At 72.8% G+C, this 7,864-nt stretch carries 4 protein-coding genes; 3 read left to right on the forward strand and 1 reads right to left on the reverse strand.

Annotation, left to right across the window (positions count from 1 at the left end):
* Nucleotides 1–59: 59 nt before the first annotated feature.
* The gene (locus ACFVIM_RS29820; protein WP_384307781.1) at nucleotides 60–731 is read right to left on the reverse strand and encodes a DoxX family membrane protein; all 672 of its coding nucleotides are present in this window, start codon (nucleotides 729–731) and stop codon (nucleotides 60–62) included.
* A 545-nt stretch (nucleotides 732–1,276) separates the two neighbouring features.
* On the opposite strand from ACFVIM_RS29820, the gene ACFVIM_RS29825 reads away from it, so the two are divergent.
* The 3 genes from ACFVIM_RS29825 to ACFVIM_RS29835 all read left to right on the forward strand — a co-directional run bounded on the left by ACFVIM_RS29825 (nucleotide 1,277) and on the right by ACFVIM_RS29835 (nucleotide 7,803).
* Nucleotides 1,277–3,262 carry a hypothetical protein gene (locus ACFVIM_RS29825; RefSeq protein WP_384307784.1) on the forward strand — a complete coding sequence of 662 codons (1,986 nt, stop codon included), beginning with the start codon at nucleotides 1,277–1,279 and terminating at the stop codon, nucleotides 3,260–3,262.
* 32 nt (nucleotides 3,263–3,294) lie between these two features.
* Nucleotides 3,295–5,496 (forward strand): hypothetical protein, encoded by a 2,202-nt coding sequence (locus ACFVIM_RS29830; RefSeq protein WP_384307788.1) that lies wholly within the window; start codon nucleotides 3,295–3,297, stop codon nucleotides 5,494–5,496.
* A 198-nt stretch (nucleotides 5,497–5,694) separates the two neighbouring features.
* The gene (locus tag ACFVIM_RS29835; RefSeq protein WP_384307790.1) at nucleotides 5,695–7,803 is read left to right on the forward strand and encodes a CARDB domain-containing protein; all 2,109 of its coding nucleotides are present in this window, start codon (nucleotides 5,695–5,697) and stop codon (nucleotides 7,801–7,803) included.
* Nucleotides 7,804–7,864 lie beyond the last annotated feature (61 nt).

Below are 7,864 nucleotides of genomic sequence, written 5' to 3' on the forward strand. Positions count from 1 at the left end.
GTCCGTGTGCGCGCACGCGCAACGGACCGGGCCCCACGGAACGCCGGGCGAGGTCGAGCTCACCGCGACCGCGAGGCCCCGCGCTCGCGCCGGTCCGCCGCCACCGTCAGACAGGCCGCGATGAGCACCACGTTCTTGATGATGTACTGCCCTTCCAGCGTCGGCGCCCCCGTCGACCCGTCCCACATCTCGCCCGGCAGGACCAGCAGCGCGGAGAAGACCCCCGCCATATGGACGAAGAACGCCGCGAGCACCAGCCGCAGCAGGACTCCCGTGATCAGCCCGAGGCCGATCGCGCTCTCGAAGAGGGCGAGCAGGGGCAGGGTCGCCCCGGGCGGGACGAGACCGAAGCTGAGGACGTCCATGGTGCGGGTGGCGACGTCCTCGGCGGGACTGGTCTGGGGGATGAACTTCATGACGCCGAACCAGAGGAATATCAGGCCGACGGAGACCCTGAGCACGGTGGTGCTGTGGGGCCGGTAGCGCTGGAGCGCCGCCTTGAGGGCGGGTTCGGCCCAGCGGGGCCCGGCCCACGGCTTGCGGGCCTCGGACGACCTGCGGGCGTGCGACCTGCGGGCTCCCGACCGGGAGGCGACCGAGGGGACGGAGACGGGCGTGGACACGATGGGTGCGACCGCGTGGGGCGGAAGCGGCTGGGAGGGGAGCGGCAGGGCGCGATCGGCCATGCCTGGTGACACGACGTCCGGGTGCTTACGGAAACGAACCGTCATGATGCGTCCTTCCTGGTGACAGGGCTCCAGTCAGCGCATCGCCACCGTGGGACGGCGGCTCACCCGACCGGGGCCCGGCGGCCGCGAAGTGTCGCGGTCGTCGGCGGCAGGGTGGGACCGGCCCGTGCCGGTGACCCTCGTAGTGTGGGAGGAAGGGTCAGGCGGGTGGGGCCGTGGCGCGTTCAAGGGCGTTCACGTGCCTGGTCAGTGGCATGGTGGACGCGGACAGGTGCCTGTCAACGCTTAACTCCTTGTGGGGGGTTGACGACGGCGCGGCCTGCGCTGGCGTCGGCCCTTACGGTATAAGTCAACGTCGCCGCCGTAAAGGTCTGGACCAATACTTGTGAGGTTCCCGTGCTTCATGAGTTGGCGGTATGTGTGATTCCGGCCGCGTGGCCCCCCGTACCGCCTCCCGATGGAAACGGTTAGTGCTTTATGGCTAATAAGTCTGATTAATCAGATAAACGCACTGCTCATGGGGAGGTGTGCACTCTGTGGACCGGTGACCGGAGGCCGGTCACCGGCGTACACGGAGGGCACACCGCATGGGAAGTTTCTTCGGACGGCCCGTCAGGGCGGCCCGCCGGGCCGGTGGTCTGACGGCCGCGTGCTGTGCTCTGGGGCTGAGCTTCTCGGTGCTGGTGCCCGCGCCCGCCGCGTCCGCCGCTCCCGAGGGGGAGCAGGCTCCCGGCGGGGGCGCGCCCGTGGACGGCACGGAACGACCGCCGTCGTCCAGGACCACGCCCACGACCCCGCCCACGGCCCCACCCGCCGCCGACCCGGACGGCGACGGCACCTCGCGGGAGCCGTCCGCCACCGCTCCGGGACCGGACACGGGCACCCCCACCCCGTCCCCCGCCGCAGCGGGCCCCGGCCCCACGGGCGAGGTGTTCCCGGCGGAGGACACGCCGCCCCCGGCCTCGCCCACCACCCCGGACCCGGCGCCCGCGCCCACCGACGGTGACGCCCTGACCGATGGCGACACCGTGGCCGATGGCGACGTCCTGACCGACGCTGACGCCCTGACCGACGGCGACGCCCTGACGGAGGCCGTGCCCGACTCCGTACCCCCGGCCGATGGCCACGACGGCGGCGCGTCACAGGCCCCGGCGCCGGCCCCGGACATCCCGGACGGGGTCGCGCCGCCCGACCCGCTCGCGGGACCGGACCTCCTGCCTCCGGAACAGTCGGCCACCCTCCTCCCGGACCAGGGGATCCCCGGCGCCGTCCCACCGGAGCCGATCGCTCCGGAGACCACCGGGCCGGTCACCACACCCCCGGGCGGGCCCGCCGTCCCGGCGGGCGGCGCGGACCTCACCGTCTCCTCCCAGCTCGGCCCGCCGGTCCCGCGCGGCCCCGGCGGTACGGGCGGGAAGCCGCCCGCGCCCGGGGAGACCGTCTACGCCTACCAGATCACCGTCACCAACCACGGTCCCTCCAGCGCCGCCGACGTACTGATCACCGATGAACTGCCGGAGTCGCTGGAGTTCGTCTCCTCACCGGACGGCTGTACGGCGTCGGGGCGGCGGATCACCTGCGGTCCGCTCGCCAGGCTCGCCGTCGGTCAGTCCCACACCTGGGTGGTCATGGTCAGGCTGGCCAAGGACTACACAGGCGACGGCTCCGACATCACCAACGTGGCCGCCGTCTCCTCCCAGACCAGCGACCCCGTACCCGGCAACAACACCGCCACCCTGACCGGCCTCCCGGTGCCGCCCGTCACGGGCGGGGCCGATCTGTCCCTGCGCAAGACCGCCCAGCTGCCCAAGGGAGAGCGCCGGGTGCGGCCCGGCGACACCTTCACCTACCGGATCACCGTCCACAACCACGGCCCCGCCGAGGCGCGCGGGGTCCGGGTGGGCGACCCGCTGCCCGCCGCGCTGGAGTTCGTCTCCTCGCCCGACGGGTGCGCGGCGTCGGGCCAGGAGGTGGACTGCCCCGTCCGGGACCGTCTGGCGGCGGGGGAGTCCCTGACGTACCGCCTGGTCGTACGGGTACGGAAGACCGCCGCACGCCAGGGCGGCGACGGCCAGCACGGCGATGGGTGCGTGATCGACAACATCGCGGTGGTGACGGCGGTGACCCGGGACCCGGTGCCGGGGAACAACCGCAACCGGCCCGGCACCAGCGGGCCCGACGGCGGCCCCCTCCGGCTGGAGTGCGGCACGAGCCACCCACCGCACGACGGCGGTGACCACGGCGGTGACGGGGGCCACGGCGGTGACGGGGGCCACGGTGGCGGTGGCGACCACGGTGGCGATGGCGGCGGTGGTGACCATGGTGGCGACGCCGACACCTCCTGGCCTTCCGACCCGGGCGACATCGGGGACCCGGGCGGTACCGACCCCACCGACGCCGACCACTTCGGCGGTTTCACCGACGGCCCCACCGCTCCGGACCCCGACCACCCCCAACTCCCCGACACCGGCGAGAAGGTGCCGCCCTGGCTGCCCTGGTCCGCCGCCCTCAGCGTGGGCGCGGGCGGCGCACTGCTCGAACTCGCGCGCCGGATGCGCCGTCCGTCGCTATGACCGGTACGCGTGTGAGGAGAGAGCGACGGACGATGAGAGCGATCCACCACCGGCTCACCACGGCCGCGCGTCGACGGCTGGTCCCGCTCCTGGTGGCCGGGCTGCTGCTCGGCCCGGCGACGGGTGCGGCCACGGCCCAGCAGCCGTCGGCCCCCGCCACCATGGCCCAGCAAGCCCAGCAAGCCCAGCAAGCCCAGCAAGCCCAGCAAGCCCAGCAAGCCCAGCAAGCCCAGCAAGCCCAGCAAGCCCAGCAAGCCCAGACCCCCCGCGCGCTGAACTTCCCCGTCCATGAGCCCTTCGACTCCGCCGTCGGCAACCTCGGCTCGCTCACCGGCAACGCCAGTTACCAGAGCGGTGGCTGGCTCCGGCTCACCAGCGCCGCCACCACCCAGGCGGGCGGCTGGGAGATGAACGACTCCTTCTCCACCAGCCTGGGTATCGTCGCCGAGTTCACCTACGCCACCTACGGCGGCACCACCTTCGACGGCAAGCGCGGCGACGGGCTCACCTTCTTCCTCGCCGACGGCGCCGCCCCCAACGGGACCGGCGCGCCCGGTGGCTCCCTCGGCTACGCCTGCGGCGGCGGCCCGCCCTGCAACCGCTCCGGCGTCCCCGGTGCCTTCCTCGGTATCGGTCTGGACGAGTTCGGCAACTTCTCCTCCAACGGGGTCGGCAACGGCGGCCCCGGCTCCCAGGCCAACCGGATCGTGCTGCGCGGCGGCGGCAACGGCACCAGCGGCTACCGGTTCGGCACCTCCGTCGCCGGGCCCGGCGGCACGGTCGAGACCCGGGGCCGGGGCGACTACCGCACGGTCCGCGTCACCGTGATGCCCAGCGGCGGACGGCTGCTGGTGTCGATCTGGTCCGACACCGGCCCCGGCACCCCTCTCATCGAGGTGGTCACCGACTACGACGTACGGTCCATCGCCAACCAGCCCGCCCTGCCGTCGACCCTCAAGGTCGGGTTCTCCGGTGGCACCGGACTCGCCACCAACAACCATGAGATCGGCGATCTGAAGATCAACGTCCCGGCCGACCTGTCCGTCACCAAGACGGCGAACACCGCCTCCGTACCGGCCGGAGGCGGCCCGGTGACCTACACCGTCCGGGTGGCCAACAGCCCGGACAACGACGCCATCGGCGCCGTCCTCAGCGACCCCGTGCCCGGACTCACCGGGGTGACCTGGAGCTGTGCCGCCACCACGGGCAGCCGCTGCTACCAACCCTCGGGCAGCGGCAACGGCATCGTCGTGGGACTCGATCTCCCGCGCGGGGGAGTCGTCACCCTCACCATCACGGGCCGGGCACCCGCCCAGCCCGCCACGCTCACCAATACCGCGACCATCTCCCCACCCGACAACCGCACCGACACCGACGACACCAACAACACCGCCTCCGTCACCACCACGGTCGTCGCCGTCGCCGATGTCGTGGCGACCAAGGCGGGTGTCGGCAGCGGGCCCATCACCCCGGGCCAGCAGTTCGACTACCGGATCACGGCCACCAACAACGGCCCCTCCGACACCCGGAACGTCACCCTCGCCGACACCCTCCCGGCCGGGCTGACCTTCGTCTCCTCCCCGGACGGCTGTACGGCGGCGGGCGCCACCCTGAGCTGCCCCGCCTTCACCACCCTCCCCGCCGGGCAGGCCCGCTCCTGGGTGGTGCGGGTGCTGCTCGACCCCTCGTACACGGGTGACGCCACCGGGGTACGGAACACCGCCACCCTCAGCCACGCCGTCCGCGACCCCGACACCGCCAACAACACCAGTGCCGCCGCGCCCCCGCCCGGCGGGGTGACCCCGCCCAACGCGGATCTGCGCACGGCCAAACGAGCCACCACCACGACCGTGCTGTCACCGGGCCAGAGCTTCGACTTCACCGTCACCGTCACCAACGACGGACCCTCCACCGCCCGTCAGGTCCGGCTCAGGGACCCGCTGCCCGCGCCCCTCGTCTTCGTCTCGTCCCCGGACGGCTGCACGGCCACCGGCGCCGCGGTGAGCTGTGGTCCCACCGCCACCCTCGCCGTCGGCTCCTCGGTGACCTGGACCCTGCGGGTACGGATCGACCCGGCCTACTCCGGTGACGGCACCGACATCCGCAACACAGCCACGGCCGCCGCGGCCACCGATGACGCCAACCCCGCCAACAACAGGGCGACGGCGGGAGTGCCGGGCGGCCGGACCACCCCGCCCACCGCCGATCTCGTCCTCACCAAACAGACCGGCTGAGCCCCAGCAGACCGGCCGACCCTCAGCAGACCGGCTGACCTTCCGCAGACCGCCTGACCCCAGCGGACCGGCTGGCCCCCATCGGACCCAGACCGGCCGACCCCCAAGCCCCCGCCTCGGGGAACCCCGCCGCTCGCCCGGCTCCCTCGCCGCCGCACCCCGTGGTGCGACGACCCGCACGACGAACGGAAGTACCAGATGAGATGGACACGCTGCCGACGCGGCACGGTCCGGGCCGTGGTGGGCGCGCTGCTCTGCGCGGTGCCGCTGTGCGGCGGGCCGGGTCCCGCCCTGGCGCTGCCGCGCGCCATGGCCCCGGCCGAGGTGATCAGCCACCTGAGCCGCGCCCCCGGACAGGCCGAGACCCCGCCGGGGAGCCTGGTCACCTACACCCTGACCGCCCGTAACAACGGTCCGTCGCTGGCCCGTGAGGTCACCGCCACCGACACCCTGCCCGAGGGCATGGAGTTCGTCTCCTCCGCCGACGGCTGCACCGCCAGCGGGCGGACCATCACCTGCGGGCCCTGGCCCCAGCTCACCGTGGGCGAGACGAAGAACTGGTCCTTCGTGGTCCAGCTCAGCCCCTCCTACCAGGGCGACGGCAGCGACCTCGGCAACACCGCCACCGGCACCTCCGAGGCCATCGACCCCGACCCCGGCAACAACAAGACCGACCCGGTCTCCCCCGTGGGCCCGTTCGACCCCGTCTCCGATCTGCGGACCGTCAAGACCCCGCTCGGCGACGGCCCGATCGTGCCGGGCCAGGAGTACGAGTACCAGGTCACCACCGAGAACCGGGGCCCCTCCGACGCCCGTAACGTCACCATCACGGACACCCTGCCGGACGGGATCACCTTCGTCTCCTCCGCCGATCCCTGTACGGCGGCCGGACAGCGGGTCACCTGCGGCCCGCTCGCCGTCCTGGAACCGCACGCCAAGGTGAGCTGGACCTTCCGGGTCCGGCTCTCCGAGTCCTACACCGGTGACGGCAGCGATCTCGACAACACCGCGACCTCCACCTCCGACTCCACCGACCCCCACCCGGAGGACAACACCTCGCCGCCGGTGCGCCCGCCCGGAGGCGTCAGCGAGCCCCAGGCCGATCTGTGGACCGCCAAGCGGCCCGCGACCAGCACGCCCGTCTCGCCGGGCGAGACCTTCGACTACGTGGTGACCGTCACCAACGACGGCCCCTCGCGCGCCGTCAACGCCCGGATCACGGACACCCTCCCCAGCCAGCTCGCCTTCGTCTCCTCCGCCGACGGCTGTACGGCGGCGGGGCAGACCGTCAGCTGTGGCCCGCAGCCCGTGCTGATGCCGACCGCCGCCAAGACCTGGCGCTTCACGGTCCGGCTCGACCCCAACTACCGGGGTGACGGCAGCGATATCCAGAACACCGCCACCGTCACCTCCGACACCGAGGACCCGGTGCCCGGCAACAACACCAGCCCGCCCGCCGGACTGCCCGGCTCCGCCGTCAACCAGCCGTACGCGGACCTGTCCGTGACCAAGACCGCCGTCGGCGACACCCCGCTGTCGCCCGGTCAGTCCTTCGACTACCGGATCAGGATCACCAACAACGGGCCCTCGGCGGACGCGGCCAACGTCCGGCTGATCGACAACCTCCCCCAGGGCCTGATCTACGTCTCATCCTCCCCGGCCGGGTGCACGGTCTCCGGTCATGTGGTCTCGTGCCGCCGGTCCACACCCCTCCAGGTGGGGGAGAGCGCCGACTACAGCCTGACCGTACGGATCGACCCCGCCTACACCGGTGACGGCAGCGATCTGGTGAACACGGCCCGGGTCACCGCCGACAACATCGACCCCACCAGCGAGAACGACACCGATACGGCGACGGTCCCCGGCGGCAATGTCGCCGCGCCCTCCGCCGACCTCGGCATCGTCAAGAAGCCGGTGACGAACACCCCCGTCGCCCCCGGTGAGACCTTCGAGTACAGCCTCACGGTCACCAACCAGGGCCCGTCCCAGGCCACCGACGTGACGGTCTCCGACGTCCTGCCGACCGCGCTGAGCTTCGTCTCCTCCGACGACACGTGTATGTCGGGGACGACGGTCGACTGCGGGCCGCTGCCGACCCTGGCGCCGGGAGCCTCGTACACCTGGGTGTTCCGGGTGAAGGTGGACCCGGAGTACGACGGCGACGGCTCCGACATCCGTAACCGCGCCACCGTGGACTCCGCCACGGCCGACCCGGCGGAGGCCAACAACACCTCCATCGCGGGACCGCCCGGCGGCACCGTCAACCGGCCCACCGCCGACCTGGAGGTGACGAAGAAGACGCCGTGACCCCGGTGCCCGGCTGATCCGGGCCCGGACCGGCTCCCTCCGGTGGGGGGCGGGTCACCTC

This window comes from Streptomyces sp. NPDC057638 (assembly GCF_042800315.1).
In the GTDB taxonomy this organism is placed as follows: domain Bacteria; phylum Actinomycetota; class Actinomycetes; order Streptomycetales; family Streptomycetaceae; genus Streptomyces.